Consider the following 24,116-nt stretch of genomic DNA (forward strand, 5'->3'; position numbering starts at 1 on the left):
CTCCCATCCTTAGCATCGCCCCATGAATCTGCCCGCCACCCTCAAGTACACCAAAGAGCACGAATGGATCCGCGTTGAAGGCGACGTAGCCTTCATCGGCGTAACCGACCACGCCCAGAAAGAGCTCGGCGACATTGTGTACGTTGATATTGATACGCTTGATAAGGAGGTTGCCCGCGACGAGGTGTTCGGCACGGTAGAGGCCGTGAAAACAGTTTCCGACCTGTTCAGCCCCATCAGCGGCACCGTACTCGAAATCAACGATAAGCTCGATGGCAGCCCCGAGCTGGTCAACTCCGACCCCTACGGCGACGGCTGGATGATCAAGATGTCGGTAAGCGACCCGACCGAGCTGGAGGCCCTGCTCTCGGCTGAAACCTACGGCGAACTGGTAGGCGCTTAGGCCCCGTATCATTTCACTCCGCTTGTGTTAGTTTCCGCGCCACCCACGCCAACCCGGCGGACCTTCGGGCTCCTGCCGCTGGCGTGGGTGGCGTTTATTATGGTGAGTACGCTTACGCCCTCGGCCGACATGCCACCGCTGCCCCACTGGCAGCTACTCTCCTTCGACACGGCCGCTCACGCCTTTGTGTTTGGGGTGTTGGCCGTGCTGGGTACGTTTTCGGCCCGGCGGCAGCAACGCTGGCCCTGGCTGCACCGCCACGCTTTCGGCGCTGTATTCGGGTTCTCCGTGGCTTTAGGGGCACTGGTCGAAATCCTGCAGATGCGCATGGCCCTGGGTCGCCACGGCGAATGGTCGGACTTGCTCTCCGACGCGTTGGGCGTGGCCGCCGGTACGCTGCTGATATGGGCCACCCGGCACCGGTGGCAATGAGTTGCCGCCATTTGTGGTGGCGCAGCCAGGCGGCCGGGTTGCTTGGGGCAGCCTTGGCGTTAACCTGGGCCACCCCAACCGTTGCCCAGGACCTACCCCGCGTCCGCCAGACCATTGAGAAGCTAACGAGCCCCGCTTTCCACGGCCGCGGCTACGTGAACCAAGGCGAACAACGAGCCGCCAATTACTTGGTGCAGCGGTTCCGTGCCTTAGGCTTGCAGCCGCTGGCCCCTGGCTTCCGCCAGCCTTTCATGCTACCCATCAACACCTTCCCTGGCCGGGCCGAGCTGCGGGCCGACAACCAGGCGTTGCGCCCCGGCCTCGATTTTATTGCCGAACCCAACTCGGGCTCTGGCCACCTCTGCGGCCCGGTATACCAGCCCGATACGCTGGTTTTCTCGCAGCCCACTGCTCAGGCGGCGCTGCTGGCCACCCCGCTCACGGGTGCAGTGCTCGTGCTCAGCCAGGCCCAGGTGCGCCGCCTGCCTGCCTTGCCAGCGGCCGTGCAGGCCCATCTGGCTACGGCAGCCGGCCGCCTTACGCTTGTGTCCGGCAAGCTCACGGCCAGCCTGGCCGGCGAGCAGGCCCCTCAGCCCCGGCTGGAAGTGCGGGCCGCCGCCTGGCCCGCAACCACGCGCACGGTAAGCCTGCGCCTCGATGCCACGCTGGTGCCAGCCTACCCCACCCAGAACGTAGTTGGCTACCTGCCCGGCACCGCTCGCCCCGACTCGTTTTTGGTGGTGTCGGCCCACTACGACCACCTCGGCCAACTCGGGCGTGCCACATACTTCCCGGGGGCCAACGACAACGCCAGCGGCGTGGCCATGCTACTGGAACTGGCTGCCTACTACGCCCGGCCCGAAAACCGGCCGGCCTATTCGGTGGCCTTCCTGGCATTCGGGGCCGAGGAGGCCGGCCTGGTAGGCTCGCGCTATTTCGTGGAGCACCCGCTGGTTCCACTGGCCAACATTAAGCTACTTGCCAACCTCGACCTGTTGGGCACCGGCGGCGAGGGCCTGACGGTCGTGAACGGGCGGGTGTTCGAAAAGCAGTTCGCGCAGCTTCAGCAACTCAATACGGTTCACCATTACGTGCCTTCCCTGGCCGCTCGGGGCCGGGCCGCCAACTCCGACCATTTCTACTTTTCCGAGCGTGGCGTGCCAGCCCTGTTCTTCTACACCCGCGGGGGCATCAGTGCCTACCACGACGTGCTTGACCGCCCCGAAACCCTACCACTCACCGCTTTTAGCGCCGTATTTAACCTGTTGCGCGACTTCCTAAACCAATTAGGCGCATCCTCAGCCGTGAGAAGTGAGAAGTGAGAAGTGAGAAGTGAGAAGTGAGAAGTGAGTACGGACGCATGGGCAGGTTATTCCGCCCGCTGAATCGCGAGGGGCGCTGTATTCGCAGTGCGGTGGTGGTTTACTAGCTCCGGAAGGACGCCATATTTAGAAGTAAATCTCACGGCCCGTTATAACCCCAGAAGCACGGCTTAAACCGGTCAAGGACCGTATGTCGTCCATGCAAGGCGCTGCTTGTATACGTTTCCGTTTCTAGAGATACGGGTGTTCCTGCTGAGCTGGCAAACGACTATTGCGCTGTAACCACATCGATCCGCCACCGCTGCTTGCGCAGTGGGCACGGCTTACAATGCCCCGGTGGAGCCCAATGGGTGGCGTTGGCTGGAGCGCTAAAAAGGCTTCGTCCCGGAACGGGCAGTCAATTGACTGCGTTCCGGGACGAAGCCTTTTTAGCGAAAAAACCGCTTAGGCTTAGCCGTTGGCTTTAAACGAGCCCATGATCTGCTTGGAAATGTTCTCCCACTCGGGCTTCTGGCGGTCGGCGCAGGTGAAAGTGCACATGAGCAACTTGCCTTCCACGTCGGTGAAGAAGATGAAGTTGTACACTTCATGGCCCAACTCGGGCTTCATCAGCTCGAGGTAGCCCACTTTACGGCCGTTCACTTCCTTCACGCCGTGGCTGAACCAGGTCGCGCCTTTGAACTGTTTGGAGTAAATCTTGTAGAAGTTATCGTGGTACATGTCCACCATGTCCTGGTCCGCCGTGTTATCGGTGTAGGAGAAGGATAAGCTGGCTTCCTTGCTGTTAGTATAAATAACGCTCGGGCGGCTCTGCGATTTAGCATAGTTGAAGTCCATTTGCTGCTCGCTCATGACTTCAAATCCTTTGGGAATGAGGATTTCTACCCGCTCACTCAGGACACGCTTCTTAACCAATTCAACTTCTGCAAACGGACGGGCAGCCATGAGCAGCACCATCAGGCAGAGAACAGGGGCGATAAGTAAGACTTTTTTCATAGTAGTAGGCTGAAAAAAGATGAAAATCAAAATTTGAAGGATACCCTGCCGAGGAATAACCCTCTGTTGCTTGGATAACACAATTTACGCAAAAAAAGGGAAAAGACAACTTACCTGCAACTATATAAGCTGAGAAGGTTGCTAACAACTACCTCTAAAAGGACCATAATAGCCCTCTGGGCAATCTAAACAAAGATTAAGACTACACATATTCTTTTTGAACCAGAACCGCCAACCCCGAAAAATCCCAATTATATATCAGAAATTAGCTATACTATTTAGTATCTGCAAAGTTCAATTATACTATCAGCGAAGTCGGAACAGCAGTTTTAGCACTTAGAGAATGTTGTTGATCTGTTCCTTGATTTTTTCCAACTCTTCCTTCATGCCCACCACTAGGTGTTGGATGGTAGAATCGTTGGCTTTGGAGCCGATGGTATTGATCTCTCGACCAATCTCCTGCGAAATAAACGCTAATTTTTTACCTACGGATTCGGGTAGTCCGGCCGTTTCGGTGAAGTAGTGCAAATGGCTGATCAACCGCACCTTTTCCTCGGCGATATCAAGCTTCTCTATATAGTGTAGCACCTCCTGCTCGAAACGGATGCTGTTGAAGTGCTCATTGGCCGATATGTCGGCCAAGTGAGTTTGCAGGCGCTGGCGCACCTGCTCGATGCGGGTGGGGTCGTGGCGCTCCACATCGGCCAGCAGGATGCGGATCCGGTCGATGTAGCCTAGGATTTCGGTAGTCAGGGTTTGTCCTTCGGTGCGGCGGAACTCGTGGACGCGGTCGAGGGCCTCCTGCAACAGCGGCAGTAGCTCTTCCCACGGCGTTTCCTCCTCCTGCTCGGTGGCAATGGGGGCGTCGGGGGCGGGCAGGCGCAGGGCCCCGGGCAGGGCCTGGGCCACGGCCGTTACCTGCTCCAGCGAGAGGCCGGTGCGCAGGCTCAGGGCCTGCAGCTGCTGGCAGGCCGCCGTAAGGGCCGCCTCGTTGACGATGGAGCCGGCCGCGCCCGTGGCGCGGGGACGCACGAAGTCGAGGCTGAGGTTGACTTTGCCCCGCACCAGGCTCTTGGTGATGAAGTTGCGAATTTCCAGCTCCCGGTCCTGCAGAAAGCGGGGCAGGCGCAGGGTCAGGTCGAGGCTCTTGGAGTTGAGCGACTTAATCTCGACGGTAACGGCGTAGCGGTCGGTTTCGCGGGTTGCGATTCCGTAGCCGGTCATGGATTGAAGCATGGGTTGTGGGGCAAATTGGCCGCAAAAGTAGCGGTTTGTGGCAGGAGCAGAAGCGGTTAGTTCAGCAGTAACACAAACATAACCTGGACGCAATATTAGCATAACAGGGCCGGGGTACTTTTGTGAAACTCTTTCTACCCCGATTATGCGGCGTTCTTTTCTACTGTTTTTCTTTTTGATAATCAGTCAGTTGACCTGGGCGCAGCAAGGTACGCTGCGGGGAAAAATAACCGATAAAAAAACCGGCGAGGGTGCTATCGGAGCCACCGTTATCCTGACGGGTACCACCCAGGCCGCCCCAGTGGACATCGACGGCACGTACTCGCTCACGGCCACGCCGGGCACCTACACGGTAAGCGTGCAGTCGATTGGCTATAAGCCGCTAACGCTGCCCGGCATCGTGATTCGCGAGGGCCAGCCGACGACGCTCAACGGCACGCTCGAAGAAAGCAGCCAGTCGCTGGGCGAAGTGGTGGTTACGGGCCAGAAGCAGACCGGCACCGAGGTGGCCATGCTCCAGGACCTCAAGAAGTCGGAGGTCGTGGTGAGCGGCATGAGCAGCGAGCAAATCGTGAAGAGCCTCGACCGCGACGCCGCCGAGGTGATGAAGCGCATACCAGGCGTTACGATCCAGAACAACAGCTTCGTCGTGATTCGGGGGCTGGCCGAGCGCTATAATACGGTGCTGCTGAATGAGGCCCTCACGCCTTCGGCCGAAGTGGATACCCGCTCGTTTTCGTTCGATATTCTCCCCTCTTCGGTGATTGACCGGGTGTTGATCTTCAAGTCCGGGGCCCCGGAGCTGCCGGGCGAGTTCGGCGGCGGCATTGTAGAGGTGTTCACCAAGAACTCGGTGCTCGAAAACTCGACCAGCCTCAGCCTGACCGGCGGCTATCGGGGCGGCACCACGTTCCAGAACAACTACCAGAGTACCAACCACAGCGCCACCGACTGGCTGGGCTTCGACAGCGGCGACCGGGCCCTGCCCAACGCCCTACCCGGTTTCGGGGGGGCCGCCGACCTCAACAACCTGCCCGACGGCCAGCTCCGGCAGGTGGGCAGCCAGCTGCGCAACGAGTGGAAGCCCGGCCTGGGCACGGCCCGCCCCGACACCCGCCTCTCGCTGGGCCTGACCCGCAAGTTTGCGCTGGGCAACTTTGACCTGAGCAACGTAACGTCGGTTTCCTACTCCAACACGCTCCAGCAATACGACATCCGGCGCAGCCGCTACCAGGCCTTCGACACGCTGAACCAGTCGGCTCCGCTGCTGACCGACTACAACGACCAGCGGGCGCTGAGCGCCGTGCGGTTGGGCGTGATTCATAACTGGCAGGCCCGCCTCAACGACTACAACCGCTTGGAGTTCCGCAACTTCCTCAACCAGTATGGCACCGACGAGGTAGTGCACCGCACCGGCCCAAGCTATGAGCAGGGCGGCCCCGGCCAGGGCCAGGACTTCGACAACTACTCGCTCCACTACCAGAGCCGCACCATTTACTCGGGCCAGCTCCAAGGCACCCACGAAATAGGCCGCCTGCTGGGGCTCGGCGACAGCCCCCGCAACACCTTCACCTGGGCCGGGGGCTACAACTACGTGTTCCGCGACGAGCCCGACTACCGTCGCTTTCGCACCCAACGCTCGCAGGAAGCCGATCCGGCCACCACGCCGTTCGAGGTAATTGTACCCGTCACGGGTTCCCAGCTCGACGCCTCGCACTACTTCTCGACCCTGACCGAGAACACCTATATGGGCCGCGGCCAGTGGGAGCACCGCCTGGCGGGCCGCGACACCACCAAGGCCAACGAGTACAAGCTGCGCGCCGGCTTCTACACCGAGTACAAGGAGCGCGATTACGCCAGCCGCTACTTCTCGTTCGTGCGTACCGCCGATACCCGCCGCGACCTGCGCCGGCTGCCCATCGAAACCATCTTCAGCCCCGAAAACATCAACAACCAGGATGGTTTCCGGCTTGATGAGGGCACCCAGGCAAACGACCGGTACTCGGCCAACAACCTGCTCGCGGCCGGCTACCTGAGCGCCGTGCTGCCCATTTCCGACAAGTTCAGCGTGTCGGGTGGGCTGCGCATGGAGTATAATCGCCGCCGGCTGGTGAGCGGCGACACGGCCACCGCCCCCTACGAGGAGAAGCGCACGTTCGCGCTGCCCTCGTTCAATGCCACCTACAACTTCAACCTGCGCTCGTTGCTGCGTTTGGCCAGCAGTGTATCGGTGAACCGGCCTGAGTTTCGGGAGTTGGCCCAGTATCAGTACTACGATTTCGCCAACAGCTACTTCCTCGAAGGTAATCCGAACCTGAAAACGGCTAAAATCTACAACGCCGACCTGCGCTACGAGTTCTACCCGACCCGCTCGGAAATGCTCTCGATTGGCGTGTTCTACAAGTATTTCCAGGATGCCATCGAGCAGACCACGACCTCGACCGGGGGCCTGAACCTGTATTTGAGCTACCAGAACGCCCAGAGCGCCTACGATATGGGCTTGGAAGTGGAAGCCCGAAAGTCGCTGGCCGAACTGACCGGCAGCCGCATCGTCGACCGCCTCTCGCTGGTAGCCAATGCCTCGCTGATCCGCAGCCGGGTGCAGCTCGAAGACAACGAGCGTAACCGCGACTTCGCCATCTCCGACCGCCCGTTGCAGGGCCAGTCGCCCTACGTGGTGAACCTAGGCCTTTTCTACCAGGATGCCGACCACGGCTGGCAGGCCTCGGCCCAGTACAACGTGATTGGGCCGCGCATTATGTTCGTGGGCGACCGGGGCACCAACTTCTCGGTAATCGAGCTGCCCCGCAACGTGATTGACCTCTCGGTGACTAAGAGCCTGGGTGAGCACCTGCAGATCAAGGCTGGGGTGCAGGATGCCCTCAACCAACTGGTGCGCCAGTACTACGACTTCAACGGCAACAACAAAATCGACTCGTTCGAAACCGGCGCCTTCGCCCGCTACAAGCGCGGCCAGTACTCGACGCTGGGCCTGACCTGGCAGTTTTAGAGATTAGAAAAAGGAACGTCATGCTGAGCGAAGGGGCAGCATGACGTTCCTTTTTCTAATCCCAGCCCATCTCAACTACCCGGACTAAACATTAAGGAAACACAATCCTAACAGAAGCACAATACCGAAGAGTGGTACCGCGGCCGGCTGGTCCGGACCTTTGCCCTGTCATCTGATTCATCCACCCTACTAGCTTTCCTGATTATGAAAAAGATTCTACTTCCTGTCATGTTGGCCTGCGCTACGCTGGTTGCCCCGGCCGCCCTGACGACCGCTCAGGCCCAGACCGTATGCCCCGCTGCCCCAACACCCGTTATTGCGGTGACCGAGATTACCGGCACCGTGAACTGGACCGCCAACAATATCTACCAGCTCAACGGCAACGTGTTCGTGCGCTCGGGCGCAGTGCTCAACATTGAGCCCGGCACCATCATCAAGGGCAACGACCCAGCCAACCCCACCGGGGCCAAAGGCTCGCTGATTGTGCAGCAGGGCGGCAAAATCAACGCCAACGGCACGGCCACCAAGCCGATTGTCTTTACCTCGGGCAACGCCGCCGGCCAGCGCCGACGCGGCGACTGGGGCGGCATCATTCTCTTGGGCCGGGCGCCCATCAACAACGCCGGCGGCACGGCCAACGTGGAGGGCATTACGCAGGGCAGCGGCACCTACGGCGGCACCGACGCGGCCGACAACTCGGGCGTACTGCGCTACGTGCGCATCGAATTCCCCGGCATCGACTTCGGCAACGGCAACGAAATCAACGGCCTGACGCTGGCTGGCGTAGGTTCGGGCACTGAGCTCGACTACATCCAGGTTTCCTACGCCAACGACGACTCCTACGAATGGTTTGGGGGCACGGTGAACGCCAAGCACCTGATTTCCTTCCGGGGCCTCGATGATGAGTTCGACACCGACAACGGCTACTCGGGCAAGGTGCAGTACGCCGTGTCGCTGCGCGACCCCAACGTGGCCGACATCTCGGGCTCGAACGGCTTCGAGTCGGACAACGATGCAACGGGCTCCAGCAACTCGCCGCAGACCTCGGCCGTGTTCTCGAACGTGAGCCTGTTTTTGCCCGGTCCGGCGGCTAACCTCGACGGCAACTACCGGCGCGGTATGCACATCCGTCGCAACTCGGCTTTGTCAGTCTTCAATACCGTGATTACCGGCTACCCTACGGGCATTCTGCTTGATGGGGCCGCCAGCGAAGCCAACGCCACGGCCGGCAGCTTGGTGCTCAAGAACAACGTGTTTGCCGGCATGGGCAGCAACTTCGCCAGCGTTTCGGGCAGCACGTTCGATCTGGCCGGCTACTTTAACGCCGCCGCCCGGGGCAACACCCTCAGCACGGTGGCCGACCTGCAACTGGCTGTCGACAACTTTAGCCTGACCAAGCCCAACTTCCTGCCCCAGAGCACCTCCCCCCTGCTCATGGGCGCAGCTTACACCGATGCTAAGCTGGCCGACGCCTTCTTCGAGAAGACGCCTACCTACCGCGGCGCTTTCGGCACCACCGACTGGACCGCCGCCTGGGCCAACTTCGACCCCCAGATTACCTGCTACAACCGCGCTGGCCTCACGCTGGCTACTAAGTCGGCCTCCGACCAGCTCCAGCAGCTCACCGTTACACCAAACCCCATGGCTGGTGCTGCCCAGCTTAGCTTCAGCCTGAAGCGCAGCGGCACCGCCACCGTGCGCGTACTTGACCTGACCGGCCGCCAAGTAGCTACCCTGCTCACCAACGACAAGCTCACCGTCGGCAGCCAGGCCGTGAATCTACCTGCCAACCTGAAGGCCGGCGTGTACATCGCCACCGTCACGACCAACGAGACCAGCCAGTCGGTACGCTTCGTGGTAGCCCGTTAGGTTTTTCGGCTGATTACCGGATATTAAGTGCTCGATTGTAATTCCAGCTGATTTTCCCGGTCATTTATTCTATACTTATCCGAGCCGACGTCCTACAGGGCGTCGGCTCTGTTATTTTCCGGTAGCCTCTGGTTGGGCGGCGCTCCGGGGGCCGCGTCGTACTTTTGCCACACCCCGATTTTGCTCCCACTTCGTTCATGCGCGTTCTACACCTGCCCAAATGGTACCCCCACCGCTACGACGACCAGGACGGCGACTTCGTGGCCCGGCATGTGGCCGCTATTGCCAGCGCTACCACACCGGAGCAGCCCTTGCAGAGCGCCGTGGTTTTCGCGGCCGTGGCCCGGGGGCCGTTGGGCAGGCTTATCGAGGAAGACATTGACCTGAGCGGCCCGGTACCCACTTGGCGCTACTACTACCGGAACCGCCTCACGGGCCTCGCCCCTTTAGATAAGCTACTGAAGCTGGGGCTGTGGCTGGTGTGCATCGGGCGGGGCTGGCGGGCCGTGCGCCGCCACTGGCAGGGTGCCAAGCCTGATATCGTGCATGTGCATGTGTTGCTGCGCACCGGCCTGGTAGCAATGGGGCTGAAGTGGTGGTACCGAATTCCCTATTTGGTTACCGAGCACCAGACTGCGTTCCTGCCCGTGAATGCCCATCGGCTCAGCTGGTGGCGGGGCCGGCTAGCGGGCATACTGGTCAGCCATGCCGCCGCCTTCACCCCCGTTTCCGACGACTTGCGCCGGGCGCTGGCACACCTGGGGGGCCAAGCTGCACGTACCATCATTATCCCCAACGTGGTCGATACCGACCTGTTCCGGCTGCCCACCGAACCGGGGCAGCGGCGAGGGCTGCTAAACGTAGCCGCCTTCAACGAACAGGCCAAAAACCTGAGTGGCACCCTGCGTACCGTGACCCGCCTGCGTACCGACTACCCCGAACTGGCCCTGCACCTGCGCGTGGCCGGCTACGGCCCCGCCGAGGCCCAAATGCACGCGCTGGCCGCCGAGCTGGGCCTGCTGGCGGATGGTACAGTAACGTTTTTGGGCAAGCTGACCTCGGAGCAAGTAGCCGCAGAAATGCGCCGGGCCCAGGCATTCGTGTTGTTTTCCAACTACGAAAATTTACCCTGCGTACTGATTGAGGCCCAAGCCAGCGGCCTGCCGGCCGTGGCTACCCGCGTCAACGGCGTGCCCGAGCTGCTGCTCCCCGACGGATCGGCCGGGCTGCTCGTGGCGCCCGCCGACGAGGAGGCGCTCTACCGGGCCTTGCTGGAAGTGCTGCGGGCTCCGGCAGGCCGCTTCGAGGAGCCGGCCATGCGCGCGACGGCCGTGGCACGGTTCAGCTACCCGGCCGTGGGAGCAGCGTTCCGGCAGGTGTACCGGCAAGTGCTGGCGTAGCCGTTTATTCAGTTATTGCCGCCCTTATGCTGCGTCGCGTCATCCATAATTTTGCCACCCGCCTGGCTACGGCCCTGCTTAGCTTCGGGGTGGTATGGCTGACGGCCCGCTACCTCGGGGCCACCGGGCGCGGGGCCATCAGCCTGTTCGTAACCGACTGCGCGGCCATTCTGCTCTTTATCGGGCTGTTGGGGGGCTCCTCCCTAATTTACCTGGCCCCACGCCGCAACCTCTGGCACCTGCTACTGCCCGCCTATGGCTGGGCGGCCGTGGTATGCGGGCTGGGCACGGCGGCCGTAGGCCTGCTGCGCCAGCCAGAACCAACGTACCTGCTGCACCTGGGAGCCCTAAGCCTGTTGCAGGCGCTCTTCTCCATTAATACCTCCCTGCTGCTGGGCCGGCGGCGCGAAGGCACGTACAACCTGCTCACGCTAGCCCAGGTGGCACTGCTGGCCGTGGGGCTGCTGGCAGCATTCTGGGCAGGCGGACACTGGGTGGCCGTTGAAACCTACTACTACGCCGCCTACTTGGCCTTCGGACTGCCGCTACTCCTGAGTCTGGGGCCGCTACTGCGCCTGCCCGACCCCCGCCGCCGCCTGGGCCGACGGCTGCGAGCCACCGTGCGCGAACTGGCCCGCCACAGCCGGGGGGCACATTTTTCCAATATTCTGGCCTTCGCCAACTACCGCCTCGGCTACTATTTCGTGGCCTACTTTGCCGATGCCCGGGCCGTGGGTGTACTCTCGGTGGGCGTGGCCCTAATGGAAGCTATCTGGCTAATTCCGCGCAGTGCGGCCCTGATCCAGTACGTAGACCTGGTGAACTCGCCCGGCCAGACCGGGGCACTGCCCGAATCGGCACTACGGGTGGGGCGGCTGGCGGTGCTGGGCACCGCAACGGCGGTACTGGTACTGGTGGCTGTCCCCCCCACCTTGCTCACGGCCGTGTTCGGGCGCGAATTCGGCCCTGCCCAAACCGTCATGCAGCTACTTGCCCCGGGCTCCGTTGTAATGGCGGTACAGATGCTGATAAGCAGCTATTTCTCGGGCCGGGCGCAGTACCGCCGCAACAACGCCGCCGCGCTGGTGGGTTTGGTCGTTACCATAGGCGGGGGGATGCTGTTGATTCCGCGGCTGGGCATCCGGGGCGCAGCACTGGCCTCGACGCTTTCCTACACGGCCTCCACGGCGTTTCTGCTCTGGCACTTCCGCCGCACCACGGGTCTGGGCCCAACAGCCTTCCTACCCCGCCCTGCCGACCTGACCTACCTCTGGCGACTGGTTCGGCCGGTTAGGGATTAGGGAAAGAACGTCAATCCCGACCATCACCGCTACTTCAAAACAGTATGGGCCAGCAGGCCGGAAGCCAATTTTTAGGTGACGCATTTGCCGTGCGTTGAAACCAACAAACATCAAACGCACCTCCTTCCTGCTCTCCCGCTAACTAATTGGGACTTTGCGCAAGATGGCTTCAATCATGTCCTGGGTGCGGATGCCGTCGGCTTCGGCTTCGTAGTTGAGCAGGATGCGGTGGTTGAGCACATCGGCGGCCACGTCCTTGATGTCTTCGGGCAACACATAGTCGCGCTCATCCAGGAAAGCCACGGCCTTGGCGGCCCGGTGCAGGGCAATGCTGGCCCGCGGGCTCACCCCAAATTGCAGGTATTGCTGAAACTCGGCCAGATCGTACTCGGCGGGCTTGCGGGTGGCAAACACCAACTCGATAATGTACTTCTCCAGCGTTTCCGAAATCTGCACCTGGTTGATCTGGTGGCGAATACCAAAGATATCGTCGCGGGTCAGTACCGGCCGCACATCGTCGGCGTAGCTCAGGTTGGCCATCCGGCGCATCACCTCCAGCTCGTCGGTTTTCTTGAGGTAATCGACGTGCACTTTCAGCATGAAACGGTCGACCTGGGCCTCGGGCAACGGGTAGGTGCCCTCCTGCTCCACCGGGTTCTGGGTGGCCAGCACCAGAAAGGGCAAATCGAGCGGGTACGTGATTTCACCGATGGTCACCTGCTTTTCCTGCATGGCTTCGAGCAGGGCACTCTGCACTTTTGCCGGGGAGCGGTTTACCTCGTCAGCCAGCACCAAGTTGGCGAAAATTGGCCCCTTCTTCACCTCAAATTCCGAGCGGCTCTGGTTATAAATCATGGTGCCCACCAAATCGGAAGGCAGCAGGTCGGGCGTGAACTGTACCCGCTGGAAGTGCAGGTGCAGTACCTTGGACAGGGTACTCACTGTCAGGGTCTTGGCCAGGCCCGGCACGCCTTCCAGCAGCACGTGCCCCCCGGTAAATAGCCCGATCAGCAGGCGGTTGACCATGTACTGCTGGCCCACAACCACCTTGCCCATCTCGGCAAACGCCTGCCTAATTTTCTGCTGATAATCGTCGGGAGAAAGCATCGGAGCGGACATAGGCACGGAGGGGAAGAACGCTAAAGGTAAAAGATTGGCCCCGTTCCCGGCCTTCGGTGTCGGATTGGCCGTGGGCCCATGAGTTACTAAGCCATAAAAAAGCCTTCCCGGGCTACCCCGGGAAGGCTTTCTGCACTGGTACCAGAGACGGGACTCGAACCCGTACGTCCGTGAAGACAAGGGATTTTAAGTCCCTCGTGGCTACCGATTACACCACTCTGGCAGATGGTCCTGACTGATTACGCCCTCGATAATTCGCTGTCTGAGCGTGGCAGTTGGGACAAAGTAACTGCAAATTTTCGACTCTATGGTCGTTATTCACTCCATTTACATGATGGAGCTCAAGTGGAATAGGAGTTCCCTGCCACTCACGTAGCTCACACCGCTCACACTGATGGCTTTTCCATCTTTCCTTCAACAATCTACCTCGGAGCCCGTGTGTAAAAGCGTAAGGCGAATTCACAATCAGAATCTCTTCCAGCGCTGCCTTCGGACCAAACGCCCGGTACCGTGCCCCCTGGTTCCAGGCGGCCCCAGTGAAATGGTTGGTATCCAGCGCCAGTCGGGCGATGCGAGTGTACACGGTTTTGTAGTTGCCACCGGCTGGCACGAGGCCAATGCGGTGTAGCACCTGCCGCACCGAGAGGCTTTCGGATACAGCCTGGCGAAACTCATCGTCGGAACATGAGCATTTGCGGGTGTTAGCCATGCCGGCAATAAACAAAAAAACCTGCCGGTTGGGGCAGGTTTTTTACTTGGAGCGGGAGACGAGGTTCGAACTCGCGACCTCGACCTTGGCAAGGTCGCGCTCTACCAGCTGAGCTACTCTCGCTTGAGTTTCTAACGCCCTAGAGCGTTTTGGTGTGACAAAGGTAGTACAGGAATCGATGAAGTCAAGACAACATTCTAAAAAAAGCCCTTCAAATAACTCCTTAGCGGGCTTTGCGCCTGATTTTCAGGCAGAAAATCTTCTCTCCCAAAGAATGGAAGCGTTACTTGCCATTAATCCCCGGCGGGCATTAGGTACGGCAAAAACAATTCTAATGGTGTCGCCGCACCCGGATGGCCTACTTTCCATTACCGATAGCCAATTTCAGTTCATTGAGCTTGAGCAGGGCCTCGATGGGCGTGAGCGTGTTTACGTCGAGCTTCTCCAGCAACTCGCGCAGCTTCTCCAGGGCTGGGTCGGCAGGTTCGAACATGCTTAGCTGCAGGCTGGGGCGCGGGGCCGAATGCACGGCGGCGGCCGGCTGGGCTTTGGGGCCGGCCGGCCGAGCAGGCACTTCGGCGGATGCGGCCCGTCCGTTCAGGGGCACTACTTTGCCGCCGGTTGCGTCATCAGCATCGTCGTTGAGGCCCACCAACAGGTCATCGAACTCAGTGGGCTGGTCGGGTTCGAGGCCGGTACTGGCCCGCTCTTGCTCCAAGTGGTGCATGATTTCGTTGGCCCGCAGTACGACGGCCGTGGGCATGCCAGCCATGCGGGCCACGTGGATGCCGAAGCTATGTTCGGAGCCACCTTCGCGCAGCTTGCGCAGGAACAGAATGCGGCCGTCGGCCTCCTTTACGGCTACGTGGTAGTTGCGGACGCGGGGGCAGTCGTCGGCCAGCTGGTTGAGCTCGTGGTAGTGGGTGGCGAACAGCGTTTTGGCGCGCGCCCGAGGCGAATTGTGCAGGTGCTCCACGATGGCCCAGGCAATGCTGATACCGTCGTAAGTGCTGGTACCGCGCCCGATTTCGTCCATCAGCACTAGGCTCCGGTCCGACAAATTGTTGAGGATGGACGCCGTTTCGGTCATCTCGACCATGAAAGTGCTTTCGCCTTTGCTCAGGTTATCGGAGGCCCCGACGCGGGTAAAAATCTTGTCGATGACGCCGATGTGGGCGGCGTCGGCGGGCACGAAGGAGCCGATCTGGGCCAGCAACACAATTAGGGCTGTTTGGCGCAGCAGGGCCGATTTGCCGGCCATGTTGGGGCCCGTTATCACCACGATCTGCTGCTCGTCCTGGTCGAGGCGCAAATTGTTGGGAATATACTGCTCGCCGGGGGGCAACTGACGCTCAATAACCGGGTGGCGGCCGGCCGTTATATCGAGCGTGGTGCTGTCGTCCACCACGGGTTTCACATACCGGTGCTGGCGGGCGGTGGCGGCGAAAGAGGCCAGGCAGTCGGCCACGCCGATGGCGCGGGCGTTCTGCTGCACCTGGGGCACGTATTCGGCGGCCGTCAGCACGAGTTCAGTGTAAATGCGCTGCTCGATGACAAATAGCCGCTCCTCGGCGTTCAGGATTTTCTCCTCATATATCTTCAATTCCTCGGTGATGTAGCGCTCGGCATTCACCAGCGTCTGCTTCCGAATCCAGGAGGTCGGCACCTTGTCTTTGTGGGAGTTGGTGACTTCGAGGTAGTAGCCGAACACCTTGTTATAGGCCACTTTAAGCGAGGAAATTCCGGTTTCCTGAATGGCTTTCTGCTGGAGCTGGAACAGGTAGTCCTTGCCCGAGCCAGCCATGCGGCGCAGCTCGTCCAGTTCGGCATCAATGTTATCGAGCAGCACGCCGCCCTGGTTGGTGAGGATGGGCGCGTCTTCCCGGATTTTGGCCTGGATTTCCTCGCGCAGCGTGGCGCAGGGGTTGAGTTGGTCAGCCAGCTTCTGCAGGGCCTTCACGCCCGAACCCGCCAGCTCGTCGCGGATGGGGCCGATGGCCTCCAGCGCCCGGGCCAGCTGCAGCAGCTCGCGGGGGTTGATGCGGCGCACCGCCACCTTGGAAATAAGCCGCTCCAAATCGTTGATCTGGCGCAGGTGCTGCTGCAGATTTTCCAGCAGCTCGGGCGTTTGCAGCAACGCGTCCACCGTATCGAGGCGGCGCTGAATCTGGGCGGGCTCCTTGAGAGGCAGCACCACCCACTTGCGCAGCAGCCGCGCCCCCATGGGCGTAATGGTTTGGTCGAGAATGTCGATAAGCGGCACGCCGCCGGGGTGCTGAGCCTGCACCAGCTCTAGGTTGCGCACCGTGAACCGGTCGAGCCACACGTACTTGTCCTCTTCCAGGCGCCCGATGCTACCGATGTGGCCCACGTCGGTGTGTTTGGTTTCGGCCAGGTAGTGCAGCACGCAGCCGGCGGCCGTAATTCCCTCGTGCAGCCCATCAATGCCGAAACCCTTGAGCGAGGTGGTGTTGAAGTGGCGGGTCAGCAGCTCGTGGCCGTAGTCGTGGCCGAACACCCATTCTTCGAGCGCGAAATGGCAGTAGTCAGGGCCGAAATGCTCCTCGAACTCGCGGCGGCTTTTCTTACAGAAGAGCACCTCAGCGGGCTGGAAGTTCTGGAGCAGCTTGCCCAGGTACTCGATGGTGCCCTGGGCCACCAGAAATTCGCCGGTACTGATGTCCAGAAAGCTGATGCCGGCCTCCTGCTTACCGAAATGCACGGCGCAGAGGTAGTTATTGGCGCGGCGTTCCAGCACGTTGTCGTGCAGGCTCACGCCCGGCGTCACCAGTTCGGTTACGCCGCGCTTCACGAGGCCCTTAGCCTGCTTGGGGTCTTCGAGCTGGTCGCAGATGGCCACCCGCTGCCCGGCGCGCACCAGCTTGGGTAGGTAGGTATCGAGCGAGTGGTGGGGGAAGCCGGCCAGCGGGGTTTCGGAGGCCGTGCCCGCACCGCGCTTGGTGAGCGTGATATCGAGGATGCGCGAAGCCGTTACGGCGTCCTCGCCGAAGGTTTCGTAGAAGTCGCCCACCCGAAACAGCAGCACCGCGCCGGGGTAGGTTTGCTTGAGCTGCTGGTACTGCTTCATCAGCGGCGTATCGGCCACGGCAGGCGGCCCCAGCGTGCCGTGCGTGCGGACGGGCTTTTTTTCTTTAATGACTTTCAATTTCAGTTGCCGGTTGATAGTTACCAGTTGATAGTATTCTGTCTTGTCGCCCTCGTATACGCCTCATCCCCAGGCCCTCTCCGAAAAATGAGAGGAAGAGACAAGGTAGTTCGTTCAAGCGGTGGCTTACGATTTGTTGAACGCACCCCCTCTCCTTTTTCGGAGAGGGGGCCGGGGGGGGGTGAGGCGCGACGTTAGAACGCCTATCGCCCCGGCGGGCGTTCCTACCTTTGCCGCATGCGCAAACTCTCGATGGATGAACTGAACCGGCTGACGGTGGCCGACTTCAAAAATACGCGAAAATTCCCCCTTACCCTCGTGCTCGACAACGTGCGCAGCCTCCACAACGTGGGGGCCGCCTTCCGCACCGCCGATGCCTTTGCAGTGGAAAAAATCTGGCTCTGCGGCATCACCGGCCGGCCGCCCCACCGCGACATCACCAAAACGGCCTTAGGCTCCACTCAGTCGGTAGCCTGGGAGTACGCCCCCACTACCCTCGAAGCCCTGCACCAGCTCAAGGCAGCCGGCTATCAGCTGCTGGCGGTAGAGCAAACCACCGGCAGCATATCGCTTTCCGATTTCGTAGTGGAGCCCGGCCAGCCCTACGCCCTGATTATGGGCAACGAGGTATTCGGAGTCGAAGATGAGGTGTTGGCTTTATGCGATGCGGCAGTGGAAATCGCGCAGTTCGGCACCAAACACAGCCTTAACGTGAGCGTGGCAGCGGGCGTGGTTCTTTGGGAATTCATTAGCAAGATGCCGAGGGATGCTTCATAACTAAGGGAAGGGTTTTTTGAAAATAAGCCTAGTAACTACGGGTATTTTCTAATTTTTAGTTGGAAAAAATCGGCAAATCCTACGTAGATTTGAAACTACGTTTTTTTGCTTGTCAGTTAAACTGGCAACCTTCTTTCGCCCACTCATTCCCATAGCTTGATGAAATCAACCTTTACTCCTTCGGTCCGGACGCTGGCCGCCGCCGCACTGCTGGCCCTGCCGGGTTTAGCGGCTGCCCAGCAGACCACTGACAACCCAGCGCTGAACGCCCTGCGCAGCCGTTCGGCCAGCCTCGGCCTAGTAGCCACCGATGCAGCCGACGCCGCCATCACGAGCCAGTATACGGACGAGCATAACGGCATTACCCACGTGTATCTGCGCCAGCGGGTGCAGGGCATTGAGGTGTACGGAGCCGTGGCCGATGTGCACTTGACGGCCGCCGGCAAGGTGGCTGGGCTGCACAGCAGCTTCCGCGCCCAGGTGCAGGCGCAGGCCCGCCCGGCTGCTCCCGGCCTCTCGGCCGAGCAGGCTGTGTCTGCGGCCGCTCGCGCCCTGAATATGCCTGCCCCCGGCAACCTGAGTGTGCTCAAGGCCGGCTCGGATGCCGAGGGCATGGAGTTCAACGACGGTGGCATTTCGCTAGACAAGATTCCGGTGAAGCTCATGTACCTACCCATGGCCGACGGCTCGCTACGCCTGGTTTGGGACGTGACGCTGGCGCCGAAAAGTGGCGACCATTACTGGAACGCCCGCGTTGATGCCTCTTCCGGAGCACTGCTCGACAAGAGCGACTACACCGTATCGGACGATTTCAGCATCCTGAACCTGACGCGGCCCCTGAACGAAGCTGCTGCTGCCCCGGCCCCAACCAAGCCCACCACGGCCAACCAAACGGCGGCGGTCAACAGCTACAACGTATGGCCTATCACTATTGAGAGCCCGAGCCACGGTGCCCGTCAACTAGTCACCGATCCTGCCGATAAAACGTTTTCGCCCTTCGGCTGGCACGATACCGACGGCGTAGCCGGCGCGGAGTACACCATTACCCGCGGCAACAACGTGCACGCCTACGACGACCGCAACAACAGCAACACGTACGTCGCCGGTACCAACGTGAGCCCCGATGGCGGCGCCGATCTGGTATTCGACTTTCCTTTCAACGCCGATAAGACGGCACCCGCCCTCACCAACCTGAACGCGGCCATTACCAACCTCTTCTACTGGAACAACCTCATGCACGACGTGATGGCCTACAAGGGCTTCAACGAAGGCAGTGGCAACTTTCAGGTCAAGAACTACGCAGGCAAGGGCTTGGGTGGTGATGATGTACGGGCCGAAGCCCAAGATCAATCGACGATAGCCACTCCATCACTCAACAACGCCAACTTCTCGACACCCGTCGACGGTACCCGCCCCCGGATGCAGATGTACCTGTGGGATGAAACGGTAGCCGACGCCATCATTACCGCGCCTTCCGGCTTGGCCGGAGTTATCAAGGCCTCCGAAGGCTCCTTCACCAAGCCGATTGCCAAGGTTGGTCCGATTAGCGGTAAGCTGGTGCTGGTTTCCGATGGCACCACCACGCCGACGTTTGGTTGCGGCCCCTATACCAATGCCGCCGCCATTAGTGGCAACATTGCCGTGGTAGACCGTGGCACCTGCACTTTCCTAATCAAGGTGCAACAGGCCCAGGCCGCCGGCGCGAAAATGGTCGTTATTGTCAACAACAACCCCGACCAGTCGCCCTTCGGCTTCGTCGGCGATACCACGGGCATCCGTATTCCCGGCGTCATGATTGGCACGGCGGATGGTAACCGCATCAAGCAGGCACTGGCCGCTAATACCGAGGTAACCATGAGCTTCTCGGGCCGGGTTGACCAGTTCTTCCGCGACGGTGACTTCGACAACGGTATCATTGCTCACGAGTATGGCCACGGCATCTCGACCCGCCTGACCGGCGGCCCTGCCGTTTCCTGCCTTAACAGCCAGGAGCAGATGGGTGAAGGCTGGAGCGACTTCTTCGCCCTCTGGATGACCACCAAGCCCGGCGACCTGGGCACCACTGGCCGCGGCATCGGTACGTATGCCTCATTTCAGGGAACCGATGGTATCGGTATCCGCCCCACCCGTTACAGCACCGACCTCAAAATTAATCCTTCGACCTACGCCCTGCTAGGCACCGGCAACTACGCCGTAAATACCGCCGGTACTGTACCCGTGCATGCCGTGGGTTACGTGTGGGCTACTACGCTTTGGGATATGAACTGGGCGCTGATTGAGAAGTATGGCTACAACGCCGACCTGAAAGGCAGCACTGGCGGCAACAACATTGCCCTCCAACTCGTGCTCGACGGTTGCAAGCTCCAGCCTTGCTCGCCTGGTTTCATCGACGGCCGCAACGCCATCCTGAAGGCCGACTCGCTCAACAACAAGGCCGCTAACTCGGCCATCATCTGGAAAGCATTTGCCCGCCGGGGCATGGGCTTCAGCGCCAGCCAGGGCAGCAGCGGCAGCCTCGTCGACCAGAAGGTCGCATTCGACTTGCCGCCGGCCATCGTGCTCGGCAGCAGCAAGCAGCTCAACGAGCAACTGCTCGACGTATACCCCAACCCAGCTCGTGAGCAGGTAACCATCCGCACCCAAGTGGGTAGCTCGGTGCCGGTACAAGTGGAGCTGGTGTCGCTGCTGGGCCAGCGCGTACGCACCCAGACCGTTACCGCCGCTCGTCTCCAGCAGGAAGGCGTAACGGTAAACACGGCTGGCATCGCCCAAGGCGTGTACGTGGTGCGCCTGACTACTTCGGAAGGCACCATCACCAAGAAGCTCGTCATCCAGCACTAAGCTTTCGGGAGCCAGTTGGCAACCTAAAAAACCCGCCCGGCAAGCTGCCGGGCGGTTTTTTGTTTTTACCTTTTCTGCCGATGACCGATTTCCCCCGCCCCGATGCGGCGCTAGTGGCTTTGCGGCCAACCGTCGCAGCCGCCCCCGCCAGCACCCCCGAGTCTACGCCCGGCGACTTCTTACACGCCACCTTGCGGCCGTTGCTCAAGCTCCAGAACCCGCTGCTACTAGCCGTAGTAGCCGACTTCGTGCGCGACCACCATGTACCTATGGCCACGGCCGACGCAACCGACCAGGTTCGGCTGCTGGGCGAGCTGCTGGCCCGCAACACCAAGCTGCGCTACACCGTGGTGGGCCTGGTCGTGGGTAGCTTCACGACCGACGAACTGGCCTTTTACCGCCAGCACCGCCCCGAGCTCAACCGCCGCCTGCTGGAGCTGGCCACCCGCCGGGTGCAAGACCAGGCCGCCGCCGTGGCGGAGCTGAGCCGCTAGCCGTGAACACCCACTACGCCACGCTGGGCCTGCTCGCCAATGCTTCGCCCGATACTATCCGGCAGGCCTACCGGCGGCTGGTGCTGCTCACCCACCCCGACCGCACCCCCAACCCGGCCGCCCATCAGCGCTTCTTGGCTGTGAACGATGCCTACGACGTGCTGAGCAACCCCACCCGCCGCGCTGCCTACGACGCCGCCTGCGGCGGGCGACGGCTCCCCAGCCCCCACCACCCGGCCAGCGCCGGCCCGGACCGATCCGCGGCGGCGGCCCGGCTACCGGGCATCGCCCCCACCGACGCATATTCACTACGCGGCGGAGTTTGCCCGCTTCCGGCCGTGGTTACGGGCGGTGGCCGCGTTCAGCGTGATATTCGTCGGGCTACTGTTCGCTGATTACGCCACCATGGCCCACCTGCCCAACGAAACCGTGCAGCGGTTCGATTACGTGGCCCGCCGGAGCCGGGGGGGAGGGAATATGTCTTACCTGGTTTTTTACACCGAACAAGCCCGTTTCCGCACTTCAACCTCGGCGGACCTAGTCCCTGGCGACCGGATAGCAATTGATCAGACGCGCTTATTTGGTTTACCCAAAACCGTGGATGTGCTTTCGGGTAAGCTGCGCGGGCAGCGCTGGGACCTGGACCGGTTCGGCATGTTGAAAGTCCTCGGCGGCGCTGTGTTACTCTCCGCCCCGGGCGTACTGCTGCGGCGACTGCGCCCCGACCAAGCCTTCAGCTTTGGGCTTGTTAACTGCGTGGCGCTAGGGCTATTGCTGGCATTTTACGTTTTTTACTAAGCCCTCGCCGCGCAACGACGACTGAAACCACCAAAAAGGCCCACAACAGCTGTTGCGGGCTTTTTGTGGTAGCACCGGACTTCACGAATCGGCCTCAATCGTAGGGCGAATCGCGCAGGTGGACGGGCTCGGTTTTCTTGCGCAGGCGCATGTTGAGCATTTCCACGACCAGCGAAAAGAACATGGCGAAGTACACGTAGCCCTTCTCGATTTCCTGGTGGAAAGCTTCCATCACCAGCATCACCCCAATCATAATCAGAAAAGAGAGGGCCAGCATTTTGATGGTGGGGTTGCGGTTGACGAAATCGGCCACCACGCCCGAGAAGACAATCATCACGACCATTGACAGAATCACGGCCAGAATCATAATCAGCACGTTGTCTACGAGGCCTACGGCCGTTAGAATCGAGTCGAAGCTGAAGACAATGTCGATGAGAATGATCTGGAAGATGATGTTGCCCATCGACGCCTGCCCTTTACCGGCCGCCATTTCCTCCTCCTCGCCCTGGAGCTTGGTATGGATTTCGGTAGTGCTCTTGCCAATCAGGAACAGACCTCCGGCTAGCAAAATAAGGTCGCGGCCCGAAACGCCGAAAGGCCCGTCTACCCAGGGTAAATCGAGCGTAAACAGGGCCGCCTTCAACCCTACTATCCAACTGATACTCAGCAACAGCCCGATGCGGCACAGCAGCGCCAACAGCAGCCCAATGGTGCGCCCGCGCTGCTGCAACGCCCGCGGCAACCGATTAACGATAATCGAAATGAAGATGATGTTGTCGATGCCCAGCACGATTTCCATGAACGTGAGCGTGAGCAAACTCACCCAGGTATGCGCCTGGGAAAAAACCGAAAAGTCGAAGTGCATTTGATTACTGTGCGAAGCGTGGGAAATGAGGGAAACGTGGGATGAATGTGTGCAATGGGAAGAGAAAGTTGGCATGAGTCACTTTACTTAGCGCCCCGCTGCCTTCTGTACGGCCCCACATCAGGCCACATTTATCACATCAAAAACCCCTATTTCATGTTCACGAATTGCAGGGGCTGGCCGATGTCGGCACTGCGAAGCACGGCAATGGCGGCCTGCAGCTCGTCGATTTTCTTGGCCGATACGCGCACCTGGTCGTCCTGCATCTGGGCTTCCACTTTCACCTTGGCATCTTTGATGGCCTTGATAATTTTGCGGCCCGCGTCCTTGTCGATGCCAGCGCGCACTTTCACCTCCTTCTTCATCATCGTGCCGCTGGCGTGGGCCTCGGCCGTGAAATCGAGGGCCGTGCCGTCGATGCCCTGCTTCACGAGGCGGGTGAGCACGATGTCTTCGAGGGCCCGCACGCGCATGTCGTTTTCCGAGGTGAGGGTGATGACGTTGGTTTTTTTGTCGAGCTCGATGCCGCCCTTGGTGTCGCGCAGGTCGTAGCGGGTCTGGAGTTCTTTTTTGGCCGTATTCACCGCGTTTTCGAGCGTCTGCGGGTCTACTTTGCTCACGATATCAAAAGAAGGCATAGGAAGGGAAGGTAAAAGGGGAAGAGAAAACACTGTCTTAACGCAGAACAGCTCCTCAAAGATAGGGCTGCGCCGAAATGCCGCCGCGCGAGTCGGTAGCAAGTGGCCAATAGTTCGTTCTTTAGGCCTCCCGTCAGCTGCTTTCATCCATGTCCGTTCCTGGCTCCACCATCATCAGTCCGCAAACGCCCGCCGAGTGGGCCGCTTACTACCGCCTGCGCTACGAAGTGCTGCGCCAGCCCTGGCAGCAGCCCCCCGGCTCGGAGCAAGCCCCCGACGACGAGGCTCCCACCACCACCCACGCCCTGCTACTTTCGCCCACCGAATCCGGGCAGGCCATTGGCGTGGGCCGCCTGCACCCGGCAGGTCCCCAGCAGGGACAGGTGCGGTTTATGGCTGTGCACCCCGACTGGCAAGGGCAGGGTGTGGGCCAGCAGGTACTCGAACACCTCGAAGCCGCCGCCCGCCGCCAGGGTCTGCACGAAATCGTGCTGCACGCCCGCGCCGGAGCTGTGCCGTTCTACCAGCGCCTAGGCTACCTGGTGCTGGCCGAGTCGCACACGCTTTTCGGGTGCCTCCCGCATTTTTTGATGCGCCGGGACATCTGATCTGCTGGCTCGCTGGCCAACAGCCACCAGCCACCAGCCAACAGATCAGAGGCTCAAAAAAGACCGGTGGCGGCACGTTGTAGCGGAAAGTGCCTACCTTTTCCCACCTTCCCACGCTATCTGCCTGCCGCT

Annotated in this window: 20 protein-coding genes and 2 tRNA genes; 13 read left to right on the forward strand and 9 right to left on the reverse strand. The window is 60.7% G+C overall.

The window, feature by feature from the left end:
- Nucleotides 1-22 precede the first annotated feature (22 nt).
- From gcvH to CDA63_RS01115, 3 genes are read left to right on the forward strand one after another with little or no spacing between them, the layout of a single operon-like run.
- Nucleotides 23-403, forward strand: coding sequence for a glycine cleavage system protein GcvH (gcvH, locus tag CDA63_RS01105; protein ID WP_088462597.1), 381 nt, complete (start codon nt 23-25; stop codon nt 401-403).
- A 24-nt stretch (nt 404-427) separates the two neighbouring features.
- The gene (locus CDA63_RS01110) at nt 428-835 is read left to right on the forward strand and encodes a VanZ family protein (protein WP_126546672.1); all 408 of its coding nucleotides are present in this window, start codon (nt 428-430) and stop codon (nt 833-835) included.
- A 53-nt stretch (nt 836-888) separates the two neighbouring features.
- On the forward strand, nt 889-2,157 hold the full coding sequence (locus CDA63_RS01115) for a M28 family metallopeptidase (protein ID WP_165768137.1): 1,269 nt from the start codon (nt 889-891) through the stop codon (nt 2,155-2,157).
- Between the two features lie 450 nt (nt 2,158-2,607).
- Here the strand turns inward: CDA63_RS01115 and CDA63_RS01120 are convergent, their stop codons facing one another.
- Together CDA63_RS01120 and CDA63_RS01125 are read right to left on the reverse strand one after the other, a co-directional pair.
- A complete protein-coding gene (locus CDA63_RS01120) occupies nt 2,608-3,153 on the reverse strand; it encodes a hypothetical protein (protein ID WP_126546673.1) in 546 nt (181 codons plus the stop codon).
- Between the two features lie 336 nt (nt 3,154-3,489).
- On the reverse strand, nt 3,490-4,389 hold the full coding sequence (locus CDA63_RS01125; RefSeq protein ID WP_088462601.1) for a YicC/YloC family endoribonuclease: 900 nt from the start codon (nt 4,387-4,389) through the stop codon (nt 3,490-3,492).
- 145 nt (nt 4,390-4,534) lie between these two features.
- Between CDA63_RS01125 and CDA63_RS01130 the strand changes: the two genes are divergently transcribed.
- The 4 genes from CDA63_RS01130 to CDA63_RS01145 all read left to right on the forward strand — a co-directional run bounded on the left by CDA63_RS01130 (nt 4,535) and on the right by CDA63_RS01145 (nt 11,969).
- Complete coding sequence (locus CDA63_RS01130; protein ID WP_088462602.1) at nt 4,535-7,399, forward strand: TonB-dependent receptor; 2,865 nt, start codon at nt 4,535-4,537, stop codon at nt 7,397-7,399.
- A gap of 204 nt (nt 7,400-7,603) precedes the next feature.
- Nucleotides 7,604-9,268: a T9SS type A sorting domain-containing protein gene (locus CDA63_RS01135; protein ID WP_088462603.1), complete on the forward strand. Its 1,665-nt coding sequence runs from the start codon at nt 7,604-7,606 to the stop codon at nt 9,266-9,268.
- A gap of 197 nt (nt 9,269-9,465) precedes the next feature.
- Entirely contained in the window at nt 9,466-10,668 is a 1,203-nt protein-coding gene (locus tag CDA63_RS01140; RefSeq protein ID WP_088462604.1) for a glycosyltransferase, read from the forward strand.
- Between the two features lie 26 nt (nt 10,669-10,694).
- On the forward strand, nt 10,695-11,969 hold the full coding sequence (locus CDA63_RS01145; RefSeq protein ID WP_088462605.1) for a lipopolysaccharide biosynthesis protein: 1,275 nt from the start codon (nt 10,695-10,697) through the stop codon (nt 11,967-11,969).
- A 138-nt stretch (nt 11,970-12,107) separates the two neighbouring features.
- Here CDA63_RS01145 and CDA63_RS01150 read toward each other — a convergent pair whose 3' ends face one another.
- The 5 genes from CDA63_RS01150 to mutS form a co-directional block, all read right to left on the reverse strand.
- Nucleotides 12,108-13,088: an AAA family ATPase gene (locus tag CDA63_RS01150; RefSeq protein WP_242434509.1), complete on the reverse strand. Its 981-nt coding sequence runs from the start codon at nt 13,086-13,088 to the stop codon at nt 12,108-12,110.
- Nucleotides 13,089-13,224: 136 nt separating this feature from the next.
- Nucleotides 13,225-13,311, reverse strand: a tRNA-Leu gene (locus CDA63_RS01155).
- Nucleotides 13,297-13,797 (reverse strand): HNH endonuclease, encoded by a 501-nt coding sequence (locus tag CDA63_RS21820; protein ID WP_394335379.1) that lies wholly within the window; start codon nt 13,795-13,797, stop codon nt 13,297-13,299. The genes CDA63_RS01155 and CDA63_RS21820 overlap by 15 nt, the downstream gene beginning before the upstream one ends.
- Before the next feature lie 47 nt (nt 13,798-13,844).
- A tRNA-Gly gene (locus CDA63_RS01160) sits at nt 13,845-13,920 on the reverse strand.
- Nucleotides 13,921-14,155: 235 nt separating this feature from the next.
- Nucleotides 14,156-16,963, reverse strand: coding sequence for a DNA mismatch repair protein MutS (gene mutS / locus CDA63_RS01165; protein ID WP_088462607.1), 2,808 nt, complete (start codon nt 16,961-16,963; stop codon nt 14,156-14,158).
- A 237-nt stretch (nt 16,964-17,200) separates the two neighbouring features.
- On the opposite strand from mutS, the gene CDA63_RS01170 reads away from it, so the two are divergent.
- The 5 genes from CDA63_RS01170 (at nt 17,201) to CDA63_RS01190 (ending at nt 21,873) form a co-directional block, all read left to right on the forward strand.
- Complete coding sequence (locus tag CDA63_RS01170) at nt 17,201-17,740, forward strand: RNA methyltransferase (protein ID WP_088462608.1); 540 nt, start codon at nt 17,201-17,203, stop codon at nt 17,738-17,740.
- A gap of 159 nt (nt 17,741-17,899) precedes the next feature.
- A complete protein-coding gene (locus CDA63_RS01175) occupies nt 17,900-20,581 on the forward strand; it encodes a T9SS-dependent M36 family metallopeptidase (RefSeq protein ID WP_088462609.1) in 2,682 nt (893 codons plus the stop codon).
- Nucleotides 20,582-20,661: 80 nt separating this feature from the next.
- Nucleotides 20,662-21,075 carry a hypothetical protein gene (locus CDA63_RS01180; RefSeq protein WP_088462610.1) on the forward strand — a complete coding sequence of 138 codons (414 nt, stop codon included), beginning with the start codon at nt 20,662-20,664 and terminating at the stop codon, nt 21,073-21,075.
- A 2-nt stretch (nt 21,076-21,077) separates the two neighbouring features.
- On the forward strand, nt 21,078-21,470 hold the full coding sequence (locus CDA63_RS01185) for a J domain-containing protein (protein ID WP_088462611.1): 393 nt from the start codon (nt 21,078-21,080) through the stop codon (nt 21,468-21,470).
- A 10-nt stretch (nt 21,471-21,480) separates the two neighbouring features.
- Entirely contained in the window at nt 21,481-21,873 is a 393-nt protein-coding gene (locus tag CDA63_RS01190) for a hypothetical protein (protein WP_088462612.1), read from the forward strand.
- A gap of 94 nt (nt 21,874-21,967) precedes the next feature.
- On the opposite strand, the gene CDA63_RS01195 is transcribed toward CDA63_RS01190, so the two are convergent.
- Together CDA63_RS01195 and CDA63_RS01200 are read right to left on the reverse strand one after the other, a co-directional pair.
- Nucleotides 21,968-22,738, reverse strand: coding sequence for a TerC family protein (locus CDA63_RS01195; protein ID WP_088462613.1), 771 nt, complete (start codon nt 22,736-22,738; stop codon nt 21,968-21,970).
- Nucleotides 22,739-22,887: 149 nt separating this feature from the next.
- Nucleotides 22,888-23,376, reverse strand: a complete 489-nt coding sequence (locus CDA63_RS01200) for a YajQ family cyclic di-GMP-binding protein (protein ID WP_088462614.1) — start codon at nt 23,374-23,376, stop codon at nt 22,888-22,890.
- Nucleotides 23,377-23,525: 149 nt separating this feature from the next.
- Here CDA63_RS01200 and CDA63_RS01205 point away from each other — a divergent pair, with 149 nt between their 5' ends.
- On the forward strand, nt 23,526-23,984 hold the full coding sequence (locus CDA63_RS01205) for a GNAT family N-acetyltransferase (protein ID WP_088462615.1): 459 nt from the start codon (nt 23,526-23,528) through the stop codon (nt 23,982-23,984).
- The last annotated feature ends 132 nt before the right edge of the window (nt 23,985-24,116 follow it).

Source organism: Hymenobacter amundsenii (assembly GCF_002204745.1).
GTDB classification, from domain to species: domain Bacteria; phylum Bacteroidota; class Bacteroidia; order Cytophagales; family Hymenobacteraceae; genus Hymenobacter; species Hymenobacter amundsenii.